The sequence below is a fragment of the Aliagarivorans marinus DSM 23064 genome, from assembly GCF_000429485.1.
GTDB classification, from domain to species: Bacteria; Pseudomonadota; Gammaproteobacteria; order Enterobacterales; family Celerinatantimonadaceae; genus Aliagarivorans; species Aliagarivorans marinus.
In genome coordinates this window covers 1-19,166 of record NZ_AUBY01000037.1, presented here as the reverse complement: position 1 = coordinate 19,166, position 19,166 = coordinate 1, and the positions used below count along the sequence as shown (strand labels likewise).

Genomic DNA, 19,166 nt, shown 5'->3' with positions numbered 1-19,166 from the left:
CAGGCTAGGTATGCCTGTTCGTCAGGCAGCTGGATAAACTGCTGAACAGCGCAGGGATACTGTGTTCCCTGTACTGAATTGATCAACAACGCCGATCTTAAGCCTTATTACACCTCCCAAAATCACTAATGAGCTATATATTTATATATAGTAAAAACTAAAACTCAGGATAGTAACCAGAGTCACCTTTGCTAAGCAAGCCACTAAATATCTAGTTAACAACACCTGACCATCTAGCAAATAAACATAAAATAAAAGCAATAGCTAACATCGTAGCTAGAGCGGACATTTTAATGAAAAAAATGACCGTTAAAGTTCAGATGCAACAAGCAATTAACAAGGAGGGAAGGATCACAAAACCAATTTCTAATGATTGATATATCGATAAGACTGAAGTGGAATGCAATTGAAGTTTTTAATAATCAAGGACTGTGAATGAAATCGTTAAGAAATGCTCTACTTATCCTGCTACTTCCGTCAGTCGCTAACGCAGACTTTCTCATTTCTATATCAGATGGTGATTACACTGACTCTTACTGTGCCTCAACCTACAGCTTTTCCAACAACCTAGAGAGCTTGCATCGAGAACAGCAGGCTCTTGTCAGTGGTAGTGACATCTACTCAACCGAAGAAACACTGACCAATAAAATCTGGATGGGTAAGCCTGTTTACAGAAAAGTACTTGTAGCCGGAGATCTCTCTTCGTTTACGAACAACAACAACACATGGCGTTACTATGATTTTGACATGCCATATATTGACACGTTGGTTGATGGTCGATTTATTCTCGGCGGACACGTGGTGCTAGAAAACTATCACTTAAGCAACAGTTATCGGCTAGCTCATAGAATAAATAAAGAACAGGCAGCGTTTAAAGTAACAAACGAGGCTAAAAGATTCCTAGAAGATGTCACTATCATCCTTGAGTACACTAAACAAGATGTTCAAGCAACAGCGAATGAACAAGAAACAGAAGTTGTAATAAACAACGAGCTTGTCTCATACATTCACTTTACTGAATCAGCTACAAAGCAATACCAGACTATCGTCACCGATAATAAGTCAGTAAAAGTTGAAGATGGTTACTACTACAGCCAAAGCACAGGTATGTGTGAGCAAAGATAGGTAACAAACTTAGTTCAGGCGAGCACCTGCTCGCCTTATTTTACAGCTGCTCGCCCACCTCAGCCTCATCAACCACATCGGTTTCCATGGCCGCTTCCGCCAACCATTGCTGGATATGCGGGGAAGACAGGGTCTTTTCCATATACAGTCGGGCGTAGGAGTTTAGCTCGACTTGGTAGGTCATAAAGCGCAGTACCACCGGGGCAAACATCGCATCGACAATCGACCACTCACCGAACAGCCAACGGCCGGGGTAGAGCTCCATCTGCTCGGCCCAGATCTGCTCAATACGGGTGATATCGAGGTTAAGCAGCTCGGTGCGTTTTACAAAGCGGCGGGCACGGCAGTTCATCGGCATCTGGCTGCGCAGCGCACCAAAGCCTGAGTGCATCTCGGCCGCCAACGAGCGCGCTTTTGCACGGGCCTTAGGGTCACTTGGCCAGCCCTTACCTTCAAGGTAGGTCTCGTTAAGGTATTCACAGATCGCCAGCGAATCCCACACCACCAAGTCATAGTCCACTAACGTTGGTACTTTTGCGGCGGCACCCAGCTCAGCAAGCTTGGCGTAAAACTGTTCACTGAACAGCTTCAGCTTGACCGTTTCCACATCCAAACCAAAGTGTTGGATCACCAACCACGGCCGCAGCGACCACGTCGAATAGTTCTGGTTACCAATGTAAAGCTGCATAGTCTCTCCTTGTTATGCATTGATAGCTTAACAATTGACCGCTCTGTTGAACAGAATAGCGCCACGTTAAAGTAGTGCGGTTTCATCAGGGAGCAGCCTGACACCTTTCTCCTCAAGACATGATTTGCTGCACGATAGTTATAACTCGTTTATGCCCCATTACGTGGTAGGAAAGCCTGCATAACCACTGGCATATATATACAGTACTGGGAATATGCTCTGTTTGAGCCTGCTAGTGTGCTCTCTTTTATTGCTATGTATCCTCCACGATACGGCTAACCGCTTGTTGTAACAGCCTATTTTTAGGTGATAAAGTAGGCATTATGTGGTGGATACATAGCGTAAGGCTCTGTTTAAAGAGAGCATTATCCTATTGAATAAGATGTTAGTCTATCGAGACGGAGTTCTATGACTACTTTTATTAAAAGCGTAGATGAGCTAGAGACTCATTTGTCAAAATACAACAGCGGTTATTTATTTCGCGGACAAGTAAAGCACTATGTAGATTCTAAAGGGTACACAAATATCCCTACATCTTTCAGCAGGCATGGCTGTATTCCTGATGTTATGTTCAAGTGGACGCATTATGCTAAAGCTATTATTCGAGGATTCTCTGGTGCCGACTACTTTGATATAGACTTAGAATTGTCTCAAGCAATACTACAGCACTATGGCTGGAGATCATTTTATGTAGATTTAACTAAGTCTTCTTCTATAGCGTGTTGGTTTGCATCAAACGCATATGAAGAGTCTAAGTCTATTCACATGAGTGAAGATATACATGAGAACCCTGTATGGCTGGTTCATAAAGATGCAAAATATAGTCAGCCTGAAGGGAACGGTCATATCTACATTATAGATTGCTTAGCATTGGAGACCCTTAATATAAAGGTCCATGACCTCACTTCAATGCAAGGCGATGAGGGCAGGCTTAGATTTCACGCCCAGCAAGCATGCCTAGTGGGAAATTTGAGCGACAGGTTGCCTCCTCAAGTTATTACTTCACATATCGAAGTTCCGAACAGTGTGTTGAGAGATTTCTGTAAGAAAAATTTAATAAATGGCGTTTCAGATGTTTTCCCAACAAGAAACGAAGACTTTGTTTTAAATACACTTTTAAGTTTGCCATGGGAAAAAATGCATATCGACAACCCAATACCTACGTTTCGAAGAGGCTTGGAAATTCCAGATTATGAAGACAACTTTATAAAGCATCTTCCTCCCCATGTGACTCTATATGAGAATTTCTGGATTTCTGACAATAGAGATGATCCGGACAACCCATTTAAGAATCTCGTCTTTTACAAGCTTCCACAATTTTCATATTACGCTAATACCGATAAACCTTTTGACATGACTCTTGTTAGTGAGGCACTGGAAAGGCATGGTGATTTTGTTGTTGAAATAGATAGCTTGGTAAAAATAGTGGAGGCGCAAGAGGAATACATTTATGAAAAAGGAATACATGTTTCAGTTAATGACCAAGGTTATATTACGGTGGCTGGGTTAGTTGTCTCTCATCCAAGTAATATTGTTGATGGTGTCGGCACCAATGTTGGTTGGATTTACAAAGAAAATCATAGTGTTTGGGAGCGAGTCGACCACAAAGACGAATGTCCTTGCAACAATACACTCAGACATCAGTTGCAGTTTTCATTACTAAGGATGTTGAATGAAGCGATTAAGGATAAAGAATTTATTACAGAGAACGTTTATTCTTATAGGCATAAAAATGTCCAGCCAGCCTAACAAGTCAAGTCTGTCGGACGCTTCGCGCCGCAGCTTGAATCGTTACCCCCATCGTTTATGTCCAACTCCGCGTTAGAGTGTGAAGCTCTGGCAGCAGGCGCGGCTAACGCTGAACTGCCCCATAACGAGTTGGAGAAGCTTACTAAACCCCTGTATAGACGCGGCTCTTCACCGTTCTTGGTGGAAAGCCATAGACACCCAGCCTTTGTCATTTCCATGTATCCGCATAATTTTTCCATCTTTGGTGCAGACAGTTGAAGTGCAGGATCTGCTAAATGTCTGATTGAACGTCATTGTTGCTGATGTTAACTTTAGAGTCATTAGGGGAAACATGGACAAATTCCATTGAATAAGATGTTATGAATCAAGTGAATAATCATGAAACAGTACAAATATAGAACAACATCAAAGTATTCAATCGAAGGATTAATTAATAATCAGGTTTTCTTTTCGGGCTTTGAGCAATTTAACGATCCATTTGAGTTTAGCAACCCGATGACAGACTTGAGCATCTATAACCAACGAGCTCGCGAAGAGCTAAAGCGCCTTTACTCAGATGGCGTGTTTTCTAAGGCAGACTACCTTCATTTGTTAAATGCAGTAAAGGAACCAGATCAACAAATGAGAAAAAGCCGTTTAGATCTTATGGATAAGATATCTAATGGCTTACACGATTTTGGAGTGTTCTGTTTAAGCGAGGTAAACGATAACATTTTAATGTGGAGCCACTATGGAGAAGAGCATAAAGGGTTCTGTATTGAGTTTGAGGATCTTGAGAGAAATTTAGAAACTGAAAGTTTACTAATACCTGTTAACTATATTGAAGAGTTTCAAGACTTAAATGATCCATCCCCCTTAATCTCTTTGTATGTCGAGATGTTTTCAAACTCCAAAGGCTTGGATGAAGAGTCATGGAAGAGAAAATCTGAATCCTTAGCCAAAGAGATCACTAGTAAAGAAGATCGTGACCTCGGAATTGCTGTTCTAGGAAATAAGTTTGTTGACTGGAAATACGAAAGGGAAATTAGAGTTATAAGTAATACTAAGGGACCACTCACTTATAGCAGTCGTGCAATAAAAAGTATAATTTTTGGTCTTAGAATGTCAGGTTCAGATAAAAGGACTATTAGAAATATCTGTGACACTGAAAAATTGAAACATGTTACTTTCAAGCAGGCACGCAAAAAAGGTAGTTCTTTTGGAATTGAAATAGTTAATTCATAATAGGGCGTTACTCAACACATTCCTAACTCATTTATATCCAGAAAAGAGTCATAGTACTGAACTCAACGCTCCTACGATTACGCCTCACTCCATGTAAAAGCAAAAAAGGCCGCAAAATGCGGCCTTTCCTCAATTCAATACCAACTTACCGACGCTGACGGCGGCGCGCCTGAGTCTGGTTACGTTGGCGGTGTTTGCGCACCGACTTGCGGATCTGCTGGCTGTTACGCGCTCGTGCATCTACCTTCACCATGCTGCGTTCTTCTTTGGGCAGTTGCACCAACTCGCGTAGGTAGTTTACATCGGTCAGTTCCAGCTCTTGCCAGCCGCTGCGTGGTAGGCCTTTTGGCAATGGAAGCTTGCCGTAGCGGGTGCGGATCAGGCGGCTTACTTGCAGCTCTTGCGACTCCCACATACGGCGTACTTCGCGGTTACGGCCCTCAGACAGGGTTACTGAGAACCACTGGTTGATGCCCTCGCCGCCTTGGCGCTTCACCGAGGTGAATTTGGCGGAGCCATCTTCCAGCTCGACACCCATACGCAGGTTTTGGATATGCCCATCGGTTACTTCACCGAATACCCGCACCGCGTATTCACGCTCTACTTCAAAGCTTGGGTGCATCAGGCGGTTGGCCAGCTCACCGTCGGTGGTGAACAGCAGTAGGCCTGAGGTGTTGATATCCAAGCGGCCTACGGCAATCCAGCGGCCTTGCTTGAGCTTAGGTAGGCGGTCGAATACGGTGCGGCGTCCTTCTGGGTCGTTGCGCGAGCAGATTTCGCCTTCATCTTTGTGGTAGGCCAGCACGCGGCAGATGGTGTCTTCTTCTGCGGCCAAGGTCACTTTGTGGCCATCGACCCATACGTCGTCGGTCGATTCGACGCGGATCCCCAAGGTTGCTACTTCACCGTTGACTCTCACCCGCCCCGCATCGATTACACCTTCCATTTCTCTGCGAGAACCCAGGCCACTACGTGCCAACACTTTCTGAAGCTTTTCACTCATTGCAATACCTTGAAGCAATACCAAAGGAGCGGCTGAAGGGGCCGCCGTTACAGACGATTAAGCCTGTTAAAAAAACAGCGTAGCATAACGATTTCCGCTGTGATGGCAACTAATTATCTTTCTGAGCTAGGTTTTGAACTCTTCCGGCAGTTTTGCCAGAAGATCTTCGTCAAGTTCAGGAAGTTGTTCTAGCTGTTTTAAGCCAAAATAATCGAGAAACTCTTGGGTGGTTCCCCACAGCGCCGGGCGGCCGGGCACCTCTTTATGCCCGAGCTTGCGGATCCAATTACGCTCGCCCAAGGTCTGCATAATTTGCGAGCTCACCGACACCCCACGAATGGCCTCAATCTCAGCCCGAGTGATGGGTTGGCGATAGGCAATAAGCGTGAGGGTTTCAAGGGTGGCGCGACTCATGCGCGGGGCCTTCTCGGTCCACAAATGGGACAGGTGCTCGGCGTACTCTTTGCGTGCCTGAAAGCGAAAGCCCGAGGCTACCTCTACCAGCTCGATGCCGCTGTCTTGGTAGCGCAGCGCCAGCTCTTCGAGGATCATATTCACTTGCGAGCGGGCCATACCCAGCTCACTGAGTACCGTGGCTTGCAGATCTTTAACCGTTAACGGGCGACCGGCGACAAACAGCGCCGCCTCCACTAGCTTGACCAGATTTGGTCGAGATGACTCACTCATTCTTGGTCATCGTCTCCATCGTGCAGAATAACTTGAATTGGCCCCAGCGGCTGGCTTTGAACACACTTGATATAGCGCGCCTTAATCAAGGAGAGCACCGCCAAAAAGCTCACTACCACGCCCTCACGTCCCTCTTCGAGCTTAATCAGGCCATGGAAGGGTACAAACTGCCCCGGTTCTAAGCTTGCCAAGATCTCACTCATCTTGGCGCGGGTGGAGAGCTTTTCACGTTTCACTTCGTGGTGGGTAAAGCTGCTGGCGCGCGATAACAAGCCGCGCATGGCATCGAACAGCTCATCCAGCGCCACTTCGGGGTAGCTTAGCCGCACTGGCATATCTTGTGGCTTGTCGGCGCTGGCGTTAAAGATGTCGCGCTCTTGGCGCGGCAGGGCATCGACCTTCTCGCTGGCATCTTTATACAGCTCGTACTCTTGCAGGCGGCGGATCAGCTCGGCGCGGGGGTCGATGTCCTCATCGTCGTCCAGCTTAACCACCGGCAGCAGGATGCGTGATTTAATCTCGGTCAGCAGCGCCGCCATCACCAAATACTCACCGGCCAGCTCGAGGCGTAACTGCTGCATGGCATCGATGTATTGCATGTACTGGCGGGTAATCTCCAGCACCGGCATGGTGGCGATATCGAGTTTTTGCTTGCGGATAAGGTAGAGCAGCAGGTCGAGCGGGCCTTCAAACTGTTCGAGGATCACCTCCAACGCATCGGGCGGGATGTACAAGTCGTCAGGCACATCCAGCCAGGCCTCGCCATTGACCGTGGCGAGCGACAGCTGCTCGGGCGCAGCGCTGTCGCTGGGTTGTTGCGCTTCATCGGGGCCTTGCGGCTGTGAAGGTTTCACCGCTTCGCCCATTTAGCTGAAGGGCTCGGGGTCGCCGGCGCCTTCGCGCAGTAGCTCGGGGGTGTCATCGCTAAGGTCGATCACTGTGGTGGGCTGCTCGCCCAAGTTGCCGCCGTTGAGGATTAGGTCCACCGCATGCTCCAGCTTGTCACGGATATCCTCGGGGTCGGACTCGGTGGCCTCGTTCCCCGGCAGAATCAGTGAGCAAGACATCATCGGCTCGCCAATCGCATCGATAAGCGCCAGCGCAATATTGTTATCCGGCACCCGGATACCGATGGTCTTACGCTTGGGGTTAAGCAGGCGACGCGGCACTTCTTTAGTGCCTCGGAAGATAAAGGTATAGGCACCCGGCGTGTTGTTGCGCAGCAAGCGGAAGGCTTGGTTGCCCACTCGCGCGTAGGCCGACAGCTCGGTCAGGTCGCGACACATCAGAGTGAAGTGGTGGTCTTTATTGAGGCGGCGGATCTGGCAGATCCGATCAAACCCGTTCTTGTTGCCAAGGCCACAACCAATCGCATAGCCGGAGTCGGTGGGATAGACCACCACCCCGCCCTCTTGCACGATGGCAGCGGCTTGCTTCATCAAGCGCTGCTGTGGGGTGTCGGGGTGAACATAGAAAAACTGGCTCATAATCCTTCCTTACCAGCGGTATTGGCTTCGGGCGCGGCTTCAGTTTGTGACTGAAGTACTTCATAGTGCGTCCAATCCTGCCAAATCGGCTGACATTTTTGCGGTAAGTGTAACCCTCGCCCCAGCTCGCGCCAAGCAGAAGGATGATGAAAATCAGTACCTTGTGACGCCAGTAGCCCATGCTCTTCGGCTAAATCGGCAACAAACTGCTGCACTTCGCGATTAAGCTGTGGCGCTGCCACCTCGATGGCGTCGCCGCCTGCGCTGGCAAACTCCGCCACCAGCTTGCGCAGCCACTTGTTGGACAGCCGATAATTGGTGGGGTGAGCCAGCACCGCTTGCCCGCCCGCCTGCTGGATGACCTTGACCGCCTCGGCGATGCTCATCCAGTTATTCGGCACATAGCCAGTATTGCCACGGCGCAGGAACTTATCGAACACCTTGGCGGGGTTGTCGGCCACGCCCCGGCGTACCAGTACTTTGGCGAAATGGGAGCGGGTCACTGGCGCGCTGCCCGCAACCTGCTTGGCTTCTTCATACACATCGGGGTAACCGGCCTTGGCCAAGCGGCGGCCCATCTCAACGGCGCGCTGTTCGCGTTTTTCCCGCTGCTCGGTTAGTGCCGCTTGCAGCACGGCGTTATCCAAATCGATGTTCAAGCCAACAATATGAATATCGAAAGCATGCCAGGCGGTGGAGATCTCGGTGCCGGGCACAATGGTGAGCTTGCTGGCTGTTTTTTGGGCAAGAGCGACACCGTCGGTAGTGTCGTGGTCGGTGATCGCCAATAGCGCTAGCTGCTTATTTTCCGCGCGAAATACCAGCTCTTGAGGAGTCAGTCCCCCATCTGAGGCAGTGGTATGGCTATGGAGATCGATTAACATGTTATTTCCAAAATTATTGCTTGACTTGATTACGGCGAATCCTGTTAACTAATGCTATCAAATTTACTGAGGTCACACATGACTGCTTTTACTTTCAACAAACAACACACTGTATGGTGGTGGCGCACTCCCAACTAGGCGGGTGTGGTTTGTTGTATGTGAGTCTCAGAAACAACAGAATCGAGAAAGCCCGCTAAAAGCGGGCTTTTTTTTTAGGGTTTATAAGATAAATCAGGAGGATAGGCATGGGGCCTATGCACACAGCATATTTGAATAACGTCCAGATCGACGCCGCGTACGTCGATGATCCGCTGGGCTTATATCAGGAGTTGAGTCGCCGCACTCAGCACAATGTGTTACTGGAATCGGCAGAGATCGACAGTAAGGCAGGTATCAAGAGTTTGATCCTGGCGGATGCTGCATTAAAGGTCACCTGTCAGGGCCGCGAGGTCAGCTTCGAAACACTCACGGCAAACGGTCAGGCAGTCATCAACGTGCTAGCCGAACGCCTCGACCAAGACCTTATCCAAACCCACAACGACCAGCAGCTCCTCCTCAGCTACCCCCACCCCGATTCACACTTAGACGAAGACTCCCGACTTAAAGCCAGCTCACCGGTTGATGCCCTGCGCAGCCTGATTGAGATCTATGGCCCTCTGACCGAGCTAAACGAAGGCCTATTCCTCGGTGGTGTGTTCGCCTACGACTTTATCGCCAGCTTCGAAACCCTGGAAAACGTGGCCGATGGTGCTAACAACTGCCCAGACTTCCAGTTCTACCTGGCTGAAACCCTGCTGCTGATTGACCATATGCGCAGCTGCACCGAGGTGATTGGCTCGGCCTTTACCGAAGACTATCAAGCCACCGTGGATGCGCGTGTTGCCGAGCTAAAAGCGCTGTGCGAACAGTCGCACCCAGCCCTTCCCGGTAATGCCGAAAGCTACCAAGGCAAACTGAGTGTCGATGTGAGCGATGCGCAGTACTGCGAGCATGTAGAGCTACTGAAAGACTACATTCGCAAAGGCGACATCTTCCAGGTGGTGCCATCGCGCAGCTTCTCGATGCCATGCCCAGATAGCCTGGCGGCCTACCGCGAGCTTAAGCTAAGCAACCCTAGCCCGTACATGTTCTACATGCAGGATAGCGAGTTCAGCCTGTTTGGCGCATCGCCAGAGAGCGCGATTAAGTTCTGCGCCGAGAGCCGCGATGTTGAGATCTACCCGATTGCCGGTACCCGCCCGCGTGGCTTTAACCCCGATGGCAGCATCAACCTCGACCTCGATGGCCGCATCGAGCTTGAGCTGCGTCTCGATAAGAAAGAGACCGCCGAGCACATTATGTTGGTGGACTTAGCACGTAACGACGTGGCCCGCATCTCCGAGCCCGGTACCCGCCGGGTGGCCGAGCTGCTCAAAGTTGACCGCTACAGCCATGTGATGCACTTGGTAAGCCGCGTAGTGGGCACCCTACGCAGCGACTTAGACGCCCTGCACGCCTACCAAGCCTGTATGAATATGGGCACCCTGACCGGCGCACCGAAAATCCGCGCATCAGAGCTTATCCGCCAAGTCGAACAGCAACGCCGTGGCAGCTACGGCGGCGCAGTGGGCTACATCACCGGTAAAGGCACCATGGACACCTGTATTGTTATTCGCTCCGCCTTCGTGCGCGATGGTATTGCCCAAGTGCAAGCCGGTGCCGGTGTGGTCTACGACTCGGTTCCGCAAATGGAAGCCGACGAAACCCGTAATAAAGCCGCCGCGGTGCTCTCTGCCATCGCCCGCGCCCATGGCAGCAGTCTTCAAGAGGTCAGCCAATGAGCAAAGTATTCCTACTCGACAATTTCGACTCGTTTACCTACAACCTGGTTGATCAGTTCCGCAGCCTCGGCTGTGAGGTCGCCATTTACCGCAACCACCTGAGCGCCGAAGAGGTAAAAGCCCACATCGACGCCTGCGAAGAAGACGCGGTTCTGGTACTCTCTCCCGGCCCGGGTAACCCGCAACAAGCCGGTTGCCTGTTGGATTTGATTAAACTGTGTCGCGGTCAGGTGCCCATGATTGGTATTTGCTTGGGCCATCAGGCCTTGGTGGAAGCCTATGGCGGTGAAGTGGGCCGCGCCGGTGAAGTGGTACATGGTAAATCGTCCAGCATTGAGCACGACGGCCAAGCCATGTTTGCTGGTCTGACCAACCCACTGCCGGTTGCTCGTTATCATTCGCTGGTTGCGACCCAAATGCCCGCCGGGCTTGAGGTCAACGCCCATTACCAGCAGATGCCCATGGCCGTGATTAACCATCAAGACAGAGTTGTCGGATTTCAATTCCACCCAGAATCCATTTTAACTAGTGAAGGCGCTAAACTTCTCGAACGCAGCTTAGCCTGGGCCACTAACAAGGAGGACAAATAATGAAGCAATACCTAGAGCAGGTTTTTTCCGGAACCGATCTAAGCACCGACCAAGCCAGTGATTTCTTCAACCAAGTAATCCAAGGCGAGATTGACCCGATTATCCTGTCCTCCATGCTGACTGCACTCAAAATCAAAGGCGAGCAACCAAGCGAGTACACCGGTGCAGCGCGCGCCTCACTGGCCAACGCCCGCCCGTTCCCAAGCCCAGACTATGACTTCTGCGATATCGTGGGCACCGGTGGCGATGGCCATAACACCATTAATATCTCCACCACCTCGGCCTTTGTGGCAGCCAGCCTTGGCGTAAAGGTAGCCAAGCACGGTAATCGCAGCGTATCGAGCCTGTCGGGTTCCTCAGACTTGCTAAACCAGCTGGGTGTGAATATCGAGATGACCCCAGAGACCGCCCGTAAGTGTCTGGACGAGCTGAACCTGTGCTTCTTGTTCGCCCCGCAATACCACGCCGGTTTCCGCCACGCAGCGCCGGTGCGTCAAACCCTGAAAACCCGCACCATCTTCAACGTATTGGGCCCACTGGTAAACCCAGCTCGCCCTACCCATCAGCTGTTGGGCGTGTACTCGCCAAACCTGATTAAGCCTATCGCTGAAACGCTGGTTGAGCTGGGCCTCAAACGCGCCTTGGTGGTACACGGCGCCGGCCTTGATGAAGTAGCGGTTCACGGCGAAACCCAAGTGGCCGAGCTAAAAGATGGCGAGCTGAGCTACTACACCCTCACCCCAAGCGACTTTGGCGTAAGCCAATACCCACTGGGCGAGATTGCTGGCGGCACCCCAGAGCGCAACTGTCAGGTGACCGAGCTATTGCTACAAGGCAAAGCCAGCCCGGCGCAAACCGCAGCGGTTGCGGTTAACGTAGCAGCGCTACTGCGCGCCACCGGCGTACAAGACGACTTTAAAGTAGGCGTAGAGATGGCGATTGCGGAAATGCAAAGCGGCCGCCCAATGGAGCTATGCCAACGACTGGCGGAGATGAGCCAGTGAGCAGCACTAGACCCGAAATCAAGATGAGCGAAAGCGAGAAGGCCACCGGCACCATTCTCGACAAGATTGTTGCCGATAAAGAGATCTGGCTGCATGAACGCATGGCGCAGCAGCCGCTGGAGAGCTTTCAAGCTTCGCTTACTCCCTCTGATCGCAGCTTCTACGAGGCGCTCAGTAGCAAACCGACCAAGTTTATCTTGGAGTGTAAGAAGGCTTCACCATCAAAGGGCCTTATTCGTCCCGACTTCGACCTACCGCTGATTGCCGGTGCCTACAAGCACTACGCGGCAGCGATTTCGGTACTGACCGATGAGAAGTACTTTCAGGGCGACTTTGCCTTCCTGCCACAGGTTCGCGAGCTGGTCACCCAGCCAGTGCTGTGCAAAGACTTTGTAATTGACCCCTACCAGATCTACTTGGCGCGTCACTACCAAGGCGATGCGGTGCTGCTGATGCTATCGGTGCTGGACGACAACGAATACCGCTTGCTGGCCGAGGTAGCCCACAGCCTGAACATGGGCGTGCTGACCGAGGTGAGCAACCACGAAGAGCTGGAGCGGGCGATTGCCCTTAACGCCAAGGTAATCGGCATTAACAACCGCAACCTGCGCGATCTGAGCATTACCTTGGAGCGTACTCCAGAGCTGGCAGCGCTAATACCCGACGATCGCATTGTGATCTCCGAATCCGGCATCTACAACAACCAGCAAGTTCGTGCGCTGAGCAAGCATGCCAACGGCTTCTTGGTGGGTAGCTCGCTGATGTCGCAAGACGACGTAGATGCCGCCTGCCGCAAGCTGATTCTGGGCGACAACAAGGTCTGTGGCCTAACCCGCGAGCAAGACGTGGTGGCCGCCCAGCAAGCTGGCGCGATCTACGGCGGGCTTATCTTCGCTGAGAAGTCGCCACGCTTTGTTAGCGACGCGCAAGCCTCCAAGCTGGTGAAAGCAGCCCCACTGAAGTTCGTGGGCGTATTCGTTAATGAAGCGGTGAAACGCATTGTTGCGCTGGCAGAGAGCCTGAATTTGAGCGCAGTACAGCTACACGGCGACGAAGATGCCGCCTACATCGACAAGCTGCGCCGCCAGCTGCCAGAATCAGTGGCAATTTGGAAGGCGATTGGTGTAAGCGAACAAGTTGAAAGCGCCCCCGAAAACGCCGACTGCCTGCTGTTCGACACCAAAGTCGGCCAACAAAGCGGTGGCACCGGCGAGGTATTCGACTGGAGCCTAGTGGCCGATAAGCTCGACAAAGCCATGCTGGCCGGTGGCCTTAACCCCGATAACGCAGCCCTTGCCGCAGACCAAGGCGCACTAGGACTGGATTTTAACTCCGGTCTGGAAAGCGCCCCCGGCGAGAAAGATGCAGACAAGATTAACCAGGCCTTTAGCGCCTTGAGAAACTATTAGGAAGTAATGATGAGCAAGCTCAATCCCTATTTTGGCGAGTTCGGTGGACGCTTCGTACCACAGATCCTGATCCCAGCCTTGGATCAGCTAGAGGCCGCCTTTGTTGAAGCCCAGGAAGACCCTGAGTTTCAGGCCGAGTTCCAGAAACTGCTAAACGAGTATGCCGGTCGCCCGACCCCGCTAACCTTGTGCCGCAACCTAGCCAGCAAGACCAAAACCAAGATCTACCTTAAGCGTGAAGACTTGCTTCACGGTGGCGCCCACAAGACCAACCAGGTACTGGGTCAAGCACTGCTGGCCAAGCGCATGGGCAAGAACGAGATCATCGCTGAAACCGGCGCCGGTCAGCACGGCGTAGCCACCGCACTGGCCTGTGCCCTACTCGGCCTAAAATGCCGCGTATACATGGGTGCTAAAGACTGTGAGCGCCAAAAGCCGAACGTGTTCCGCATGAAGCTGATGGGCGCGGAAGTGATTCCGGTACACAGTGGTTCTTCGACCCTGAAAGACGCCTGTAACGAAGCGCTGCGCGACTGGGCGGCCAGCTACGACACCAGCCACTACCTGCTGGGTACCGCTGCTGGCCCGCACCCCTTCCCAACCATCGTGCGTGAGTTCCAGAAGATGATTGGCGAAGAAGCCAAGCAACAGGTATTGGAGGCCGAAGGCCGTCTGCCTGACGCGGTTATCGCCTGTGTCGGCGGTGGCTCCAACGCGATTGGTATGTTTGCTGACTTTATCGACGAAGAGAGCGTGAAGCTGATTGGCGTAGAGCCGGCCGGTAAAGGCATCGACACCGATATGCACGGCGCACCACTCAAGCACGGCCGCAAAGGCATGTTCTTCGGTATGCACTCGCTGCTGATGCAAGATGAGAACGGCCAGATTGAAGAGTCTTACTCGGTATCGGCCGGTTTGGACTTCCCATCGGTGGGCCCACAGCACGCCCACCTCAACGCCATCGGCCGCGCGGATTATGAATCAGTAACCGATGACGAGGCGCTGGAAGCGTTTCAGGCGATGGCCGAGAGCGAAGGGATTATCCCGGCACTGGAGTCGTCCCACGCACTGGCCTATGCGCTGAAGCTGGCCGAGCAAGAGCCAGAAAAAGAACAGATTTTAGTGGTTAACCTGAGCGGACGTGGCGACAAAGATATCTTCACCGTGGCCGACATTTTTGAGCAGCGAGGTACCTTCTCATGAGCCAACGTTACGCACAGCTATTCGAGCGCCTAGACGCCGCCAAACAAGGTGCCTTCGTACCTTTCGTCACTCTGGGCGATCCTAACTACGAACAGTCACTGGCCATCGTTGACGCGCTGGTTGAAGGCGGCGCCGACGCCCTTGAGCTAGGCATTGCCTTCTCTGACCCCGTAGCCGATGGCCCAACCATTCAAGGCGCGAATATTCGTGCGCTGGACTCAGGCATGACCCCACCACGCAGCATCGAGATGCTTGCGGCTATTCGTGCCAAGTACCCAGAGATGCCAATCGGCTTGCTGCTGTACGCGAACCTGGTGTACTCAACCGGCATCGATAACTTCTACAGCCAACTAGCGGAAGCTGGTGTTGACTCTGTACTGGTTGCCGACGTACCGGTTGAAGAAAGTGCGCCATTCCGTGAGTCAGCCAAGAAGCACGGCCTGCAAAGTATCTTTATCGCGCCACCAAACGCCGATGACGCCACCATGCAAAAAGTCGCCGAGTACGGCGAAGGCTACACCTACCTGGTAAGCCGCGCTGGCGTAACCGGCACCGAAACCAAAGCCGGCAAGCCAGTAGACCAGCTACTGGCCAAGCTGAAGCAGTACAACGCACCACCAGCACTATTGGGCTTTGGTATCGCTGAACCTGCACAGGTGAAAGCCACCATCGACGCTGGCGCTGCCGGTGCCATCTCAGGCTCTGCCGTGGTGAAGCTGATTGAGCAAAACCTTGAGGATGCGCCAGCAATGCTGAGCCAGCTGAAGACCTTTGCGGCTGATATGAAGGCAGCGACGCAGAAGGCGTAGCCTTTAAACACGTTTTTACGTAGTAAAAGGGTCGGCATATGCCGACCCTTTTTGTTACCTACCCGCATTTTGTTGCCTACCCGCATCTTGGCGCTTCATTGAGTAACGGGGTCGAGTCGATAGTTGGTTTGCTTACCAGTGAAGCTGCAAGCACATCTCACCCGCCGCTTCGCTGGTGCCACACATTTCGTCGTAGGCGGAGGCATGATGCAACCAGATCTCCTCAAAGCGCTCTGCTTCCACTTGCTCGCGTAGCTGGCTTAAACAACTAAAGGTTTGGATCGCTTGGTCCTCGCCGCGCAAGTACTCTTTCAGCTCGCTCGAACCGGACTCCACCGCTGCCAGATAGCGCCCACCTTCCATCGCATGTACATGTAGTTTCATGGCTGTGCCTCTCTCATTGCATCGCATACCTGTCGAGTAAACGCTGCAAGCAGCCAAATCGATTAGTCAATGCAATCTTTGACAGGTCTATTTTGATTGACTAATCAATAAAGGGTGCCGATTATTATGCACTTCAACAATAAGGAGAATCCATGTACCTGCTGGAGCGCGCACTGGCTCTGTTCGAAGAGCACGACATCAACATCGACACCGCCCGGGAACTTTACCAGCTTGAGCAGATGGCTGAAGGCGAGGAGTTCTTTAAGATCGTCCGACTGTGGGAGGATTTTAGTAATCGCGCAGAGGAAGAGGTGTTTTTGCAGGCTTGGAATGAAGGATTGATATAGTTTTTCTTTCTTTGTGTGGCTTGGTTTTGCTTTAGTTGTTCGTTTCCACTCCGGTTAGTCCCTTTAGTTTTTTGTCACCGCTTTGATTGGTTTCATGATTGGGGTTTTGTTTCCTATGTTGTTGATAGCCTGTGTTTCGCCCTGACGGCGCTGCTGCGGGCGCACCTCTTTCCCTTGACTTTTAGCTATGTAAAATCAAGTATGAGCTGCTGCATATAACAATGTGTTAAACCTCATGTCCGAAGAAGTTGCACTACCTGGAAAATTCAGACGATATCTTGGTCGGCCCTATGGCATGGACTTCCACTTAGTAAACATTACTCTCAAGGATGGACGCAAGTTCCATTCAATGACGGTGGTTCATGAGGATACTATTATTGGCATTAGAACAATTGACGGAACTAGATTTGAGCTAGATTTCTCGAGCGACGACATCCTGCGCATTTACCCAGCTTATGGCGGACGTAGTATCAAGCGACTGTTTGCTTTAGTTACGGTGCTGGTTCTCATGGGTATCATCGCGATATTACTGTTATGAAATCCGAAATTAACAAGACACCCATATTAATGGCTTTAGAATTTTGCTCCTCGCTTTGTTTAGTTGCGTGTTTGAGGTTTTCTTTCCTTTGGCGTTGATAGTCTGTGTTTAGCCTTGACGGCGCTGCTGCACGCGCACCTCTTTCTCTTACGTTGCCAAAGAGACAAGTAGACAAAGAGAAAGGCAACCTCGGGGCTGCTTGCTTACTGCGTTACGCACTCCGGGCGGGCCCGAATTTTCTGCACTCAGCTTCGCATAAATGCTTCGCGTATCAGCCGTACAAAGCCTGCGCTTTGTTAACATCACGGCTTCCACCTCGCTCCGCTCAAACAGCAATTCGACCTGGTCCGCCCTCCGCTTGTATTACTCGTCGCAGCCCAGAGGGACCGGGAGATCGTTGTTAGTTTCTAGCTCGGTTTTGCCGCAAAGCTTGTTGGTAAAGCCTGTAAGACATCGGTTGTATAGCTAGCCCTTGTCGTTCCATATATCCGCATGAGCGTTCCACCTTTCGCGCAGACAGTCGACATGCTGGATCTGTTAACTGTCTGATTGAACGTCATTATTGTCGATGTTAACTTTATAGTCATTAGGGGGTATATGGAATTTTTCCATGTTTAAACATGGAATAATCCCATTGAATAAGATGTTATGCGGGTTCGGTCCACCGTGCATCGTAAGAGGGAATGAAGTGTGTTAAAGGATTTATTTGAAAAAATCATTAAAAGGTCATGCGTTGAAGTTGATATTCTTCCCGAGCAAACTGAGCCACGGGAAACTGAAGCCATCTGCAAGGATTTGACCAAAGCACTCACTGAAGAATTGAAAAAAGAAGACGGGTTTAAGGCTTTGTATTTATATGGTTCTAGGGCTAGAGGAGATCATCATGATAGTAGTGATCATGATTTCTATGTTGTCTTTGAAGATCATGTTGATGACACTATGGAATTCGTACATATCGACAACGCCTTCGTCAGAAATAAAATTAAGAAAAACTTAGCAGCAAGGGGCATTTCGACAAACTTCGACCTAATGATGAGTAAGGTTCGTAGATTTGAGAGACTTGCAAAAGAAGATGGAAGTCATGCCCAACAGTGTTTAGATTATGGTGTCTTAATCTACAGCACCACATAACAAACCAATCAAGTACGCTCCCTATGGTCGTCGGACTCGCTCCGCTCGGCGCTTATTGGTAGCGTTATATTTTTTCGAGGTATCATGGACACCAAAATAACAGTAGCTTTTATCGCAGGGATGTGTTCTTTCATTGGGCTAGTGATTACAAAAGAGCATAAAGTATCCGAGTTTAGGCAGTTATGGATAGATCGTGTCAGAGATGACATTTCTGACTTGATGGCCGGTATTAATAAGCTTGGGTTTTCATGGGATATAAAGTCACATTCTGAGACTGTTAATAATGAATTGTTGAAAGATTTTGTTAAAGAAAATCTAGAGACGTTCAATGAAATTGATGTGGCTATATCTCGTATCAAACTTAGTCTCAACCCTGATAAAGATGCAGATTTGATTGATGTTTTGAATAAGCTGACTGAGGCATCAAATCCTCCAACAGACCTTAAGGCTATGGAAACGTCAATTGATTCTATTGAAGAACTCAGCCATCAAATGTTTAAGGTAGAGTGGGAACGTGTAAAAAAAGGCGAATGGTTTTACCGTTGCACTAAATATCTAGCAGCAGCTTCCGTAGTTGCTCTTGGAGTTTTTTTTGCCACAAAAATATAACAAACGCATCAAGTCGCCCCCTAAAAAGCGGGGCTTGGACATCAATACTACGCGGCGATTAGTTTTGGTGCTTCGCCCAAGTTTAACCAAATCGCCGCTACGTTTTACTGCCCCTTATGCGGGCGTTAGTCTCCGGGCGTTGTTGATCAATTCAGTACAGGGAACACAGTATCCCTGCGCTGTTCAGCAGTTTATCCAGCTGCCTGACGAACAGGCATACCTAGCCTGCTCATTTTGTTCAACGCCGCCACGCCAGCCATAATTTCACCTACTTGAGCGTTGTAATCACGCAGGCTCAATTTGCCGCTTATGAGTTGCTTGTAGCGATACATTGCCGTCTCTGATAGCGACCGCTCATGATAGCCACAATCCTGTTTCCATGATGCTAACTGCCCGCTCTTAAGCGCATTTACGGCTTCGTTCCGCGGGTGCTCACCACGCCAATATCCAGCATTCTTCCTTGGTGGAATGCTGG

Annotated in this window: 19 protein-coding genes and 1 pseudogene; 12 read left to right on the top strand and 8 right to left on the bottom strand. The window is 50.7% G+C overall.

Annotation, left to right across the window (positions count from 1 at the left end):
* Positions 1-435 precede the first annotated feature (435 nt).
* Entirely contained in the window at positions 436-1,125 is a 690-nt protein-coding gene (locus tag G461_RS0114100; protein WP_026972327.1) for a hypothetical protein, read from the top strand.
* A 40-nt stretch (positions 1,126-1,165) separates the two neighbouring features.
* Here the strand turns inward: G461_RS0114100 and G461_RS0114095 are convergent, their stop codons facing one another.
* Positions 1,166-1,813, bottom strand: coding sequence for a glutathione S-transferase family protein (locus G461_RS0114095; protein ID WP_026958653.1), 648 nt, complete (start codon positions 1,811-1,813; stop codon positions 1,166-1,168).
* 408 nt (positions 1,814-2,221) lie between these two features.
* On the opposite strand from G461_RS0114095, the gene G461_RS0114090 reads away from it, so the two are divergent.
* Together G461_RS0114090 and G461_RS0114085 are read left to right on the top strand one after the other, a co-directional pair.
* Positions 2,222-3,562, top strand: a complete 1,341-nt coding sequence (locus G461_RS0114090; protein ID WP_026972326.1) for a hypothetical protein — start codon at positions 2,222-2,224, stop codon at positions 3,560-3,562.
* 378 nt (positions 3,563-3,940) lie between these two features.
* Entirely contained in the window at positions 3,941-4,786 is an 846-nt protein-coding gene (locus tag G461_RS0114085; protein WP_026972325.1) for a DUF2971 domain-containing protein, read from the top strand.
* A gap of 145 nt (positions 4,787-4,931) precedes the next feature.
* Here G461_RS0114085 and rluB read toward each other — a convergent pair whose 3' ends face one another.
* The 5 genes from rluB to G461_RS0114060 all read right to left on the bottom strand — a co-directional run bounded on the left by rluB (position 4,932) and on the right by G461_RS0114060 (position 8,847).
* The gene (rluB, locus tag G461_RS0114080) at positions 4,932-5,789 is read right to left on the bottom strand and encodes a 23S rRNA pseudouridine(2605) synthase RluB (protein WP_026972324.1); all 858 of its coding nucleotides are present in this window, start codon (positions 5,787-5,789) and stop codon (positions 4,932-4,934) included.
* 126 nt (positions 5,790-5,915) lie between these two features.
* Positions 5,916-6,476: an SMC-Scp complex subunit ScpB gene (gene scpB, locus G461_RS0114075; RefSeq protein WP_026972323.1), complete on the bottom strand. Its 561-nt coding sequence runs from the start codon at positions 6,474-6,476 to the stop codon at positions 5,916-5,918.
* Entirely contained in the window at positions 6,473-7,342 is an 870-nt protein-coding gene (locus G461_RS0114070; protein WP_051333581.1) for a segregation and condensation protein A, read from the bottom strand. The genes scpB and G461_RS0114070 overlap by 4 nt, the downstream gene beginning before the upstream one ends.
* Complete coding sequence (locus G461_RS0114065; protein WP_026972321.1) at positions 7,343-7,963, bottom strand: L-threonylcarbamoyladenylate synthase; 621 nt, start codon at positions 7,961-7,963, stop codon at positions 7,343-7,345.
* Entirely contained in the window at positions 7,960-8,847 is an 888-nt protein-coding gene (locus tag G461_RS0114060; RefSeq protein WP_026972320.1) for a PHP domain-containing protein, read from the bottom strand. The genes G461_RS0114065 and G461_RS0114060 overlap by 4 nt, the downstream gene beginning before the upstream one ends.
* A gap of 245 nt (positions 8,848-9,092) precedes the next feature.
* Between G461_RS0114060 and G461_RS0114055 the strand changes: the two genes are divergently transcribed.
* From G461_RS0114055 to trpA, 6 genes are read left to right on the top strand one after another with little or no spacing between them, the layout of a single operon-like run.
* On the top strand, positions 9,093-10,667 hold the full coding sequence (locus tag G461_RS0114055) for an anthranilate synthase component 1 (protein ID WP_035480360.1): 1,575 nt from the start codon (positions 9,093-9,095) through the stop codon (positions 10,665-10,667).
* Positions 10,664-11,257 (top strand): aminodeoxychorismate/anthranilate synthase component II, encoded by a 594-nt coding sequence (locus G461_RS0114050; RefSeq protein WP_026972318.1) that lies wholly within the window; start codon positions 10,664-10,666, stop codon positions 11,255-11,257. The genes G461_RS0114055 and G461_RS0114050 overlap by 4 nt, the downstream gene beginning before the upstream one ends.
* On the top strand, positions 11,257-12,261 hold the full coding sequence (gene trpD / locus G461_RS0114045; RefSeq protein WP_026972317.1) for an anthranilate phosphoribosyltransferase: 1,005 nt from the start codon (positions 11,257-11,259) through the stop codon (positions 12,259-12,261). Before G461_RS0114050 ends, trpD begins: the two co-directional genes overlap by 1 nt.
* A 23-nt stretch (positions 12,262-12,284) precedes the next feature.
* Positions 12,285-13,670 (top strand): bifunctional indole-3-glycerol-phosphate synthase TrpC/phosphoribosylanthranilate isomerase TrpF, encoded by a 1,386-nt coding sequence (gene trpCF, locus G461_RS0114040; protein WP_026972316.1) that lies wholly within the window; start codon positions 12,285-12,287, stop codon positions 13,668-13,670.
* 9 nt (positions 13,671-13,679) lie between these two features.
* Positions 13,680-14,873 (top strand): tryptophan synthase subunit beta, encoded by a 1,194-nt coding sequence (gene trpB, locus G461_RS0114035; protein WP_026972315.1) that lies wholly within the window; start codon positions 13,680-13,682, stop codon positions 14,871-14,873.
* Positions 14,870-15,682 carry a tryptophan synthase subunit alpha gene (gene trpA / locus G461_RS0114030; RefSeq protein WP_026972314.1) on the top strand — a complete coding sequence of 271 codons (813 nt, stop codon included), beginning with the start codon at positions 14,870-14,872 and terminating at the stop codon, positions 15,680-15,682. The genes trpB and trpA overlap by 4 nt, the downstream gene beginning before the upstream one ends.
* Positions 15,683-15,814: 132 nt before the next feature.
* On the opposite strand, the gene G461_RS24300 is transcribed toward trpA, so the two are convergent.
* A complete protein-coding gene (locus G461_RS24300) occupies positions 15,815-16,066 on the bottom strand; it encodes a DUF6482 family protein (protein WP_035480359.1) in 252 nt (83 codons plus the stop codon).
* Positions 16,067-16,218: 152 nt separating this feature from the next.
* On the opposite strand from G461_RS24300, the gene G461_RS0114020 reads away from it, so the two are divergent.
* From G461_RS0114020 to G461_RS0114005, 3 genes are all read left to right on the top strand, one after another.
* Positions 16,219-16,413: a hypothetical protein gene (locus G461_RS0114020; protein ID WP_026972313.1), complete on the top strand. Its 195-nt coding sequence runs from the start codon at positions 16,219-16,221 to the stop codon at positions 16,411-16,413.
* 1,228 nt (positions 16,414-17,641) lie between these two features.
* Positions 17,642-18,082 carry a nucleotidyltransferase domain-containing protein gene (locus G461_RS24295; RefSeq protein ID WP_035480358.1) on the top strand — a complete coding sequence of 147 codons (441 nt, stop codon included), beginning with the start codon at positions 17,642-17,644 and terminating at the stop codon, positions 18,080-18,082.
* Between the two features lie 84 nt (positions 18,083-18,166).
* On the top strand, positions 18,167-18,691 hold the full coding sequence (locus G461_RS0114005) for a hypothetical protein (RefSeq protein ID WP_026972311.1): 525 nt from the start codon (positions 18,167-18,169) through the stop codon (positions 18,689-18,691).
* A 191-nt stretch (positions 18,692-18,882) separates the two neighbouring features.
* Here the strand turns inward: G461_RS0114005 and G461_RS0114000 are convergent.
* Positions 18,883-19,166: pseudogene (locus G461_RS0114000) on the bottom strand (IS5/IS1182 family transposase); the annotation flags it as partial.